Origin of the sequence: Streptacidiphilus sp. ASG 303, assembly GCF_020991365.1 — a bacterium.
Lineage (GTDB): Bacteria > Actinomycetota > Actinomycetes > Streptomycetales > Streptomycetaceae > Peterkaempfera.
Genome location: NZ_JAJLRA010000080.1, coordinates 1 through 1,115 on the forward strand (window position 1 = coordinate 1; position 1,115 = coordinate 1,115).

Annotated in this window: 1 protein-coding gene; it reads left to right on the forward strand. The window is 72.1% G+C overall.

Translation table 11 applies throughout. From position 1 onward, the window contains the following. The coding region (locus tag LO771_RS29980; RefSeq protein ID WP_230748307.1) for an ABC transporter substrate-binding protein at positions 1 to 1,115 on the forward strand (1,115 nt) is incomplete at both ends.

Genomic DNA, 1,115 nt, shown 5'->3' on the forward strand with positions numbered 1-1,115 from the left:
TTCGCGAAGCGCACCGGCGCGACGGCGACCTACGTGCCCACCGGCGACAACGTCTCGGCGTTCCTGGGCAGCAAGGTGCAGGGCGGCGCCGCGCCGGACGTGGCGTTCCTGCCCCAGGTCGGGGTGCTGCAGCAGTTCGCGAAGGCCGGGTGGCTCAAGCCGGTCTCCGCCGAGGTGGACGCCGCGCTGGCGAAGAACTACGCCAAGGGCTGGAAGGACCTGGGCGCCTGGCAGGGCAAGCAGTACGGCGTCTACTTCAAGGCCGCCAACAAGTCCACCGTCTGGTACAACACCAAGGTCCTGCAGGACGCCGGCGTGACCCCGCCGAAGAGCTGGGCGGAGTTCCTCACCGCCGCGCAGACCGTCTCCGACTCCGGCACCCCCGCGGTCTCGGTCGGCGGCGCCGACGGCTGGACCCTGACCGACTGGTTCGAGAACGTCTACCTCTCCCAGGCCGGGCCGCAGATGTACGACAGGCTCGCCCGGCACGAGGTCAAGTGGACCGACCCCTCGGTCGGCAGGGCGCTGACCACCCTGGGGCAGCTCTTCGGCAAGGACACCCTGATCGCCGGCGGCGCCAAGGGCGCGCTGCAGACCGAGTTCCCGGCCTCGGTGGACCAGACCTTCGCCCAGCCGCCGAAGGCGGGCATGGTCTACGAGGGCGACTTCGTGGCGGTGAACATCGCCAGCGAGACCAAGGCCAAGGTCGGCCAGGACGCGCGGTTCTTCCCCTTCCCGGCGGTGGACGGCGGCAAGGCGCCGGTGGTCAGCGGCGGCGACGTGGCGGTGGCGATGAAGGACACCCCCGCGGCGCAGGCGCTGCTGCGGTACCTGGCCTCCCCGGAGGCGGCCGCGGTGGCCGCCGCGCAGGGCGGGTTCCTGTCCCCGAACAAGGCGCTGGACCTGGCGGCGTACCCGAACGACACCGCGCGCGGCATCGCGAAGTCGCTGGTGGACGCGGGTGACGACTTCCGGTTCGACATGTCCGACCAGGCGCCGGCGGCCTTCGGCGGCACCAAGGGCGCCGGGGAGTGGAAGGACCTGCAGGACTTCCTCGCCCACCCCAAGGACGTCGCCGGCGCGCAGAAGCAGCTCGAGGCCGACGCCGCCAAGGC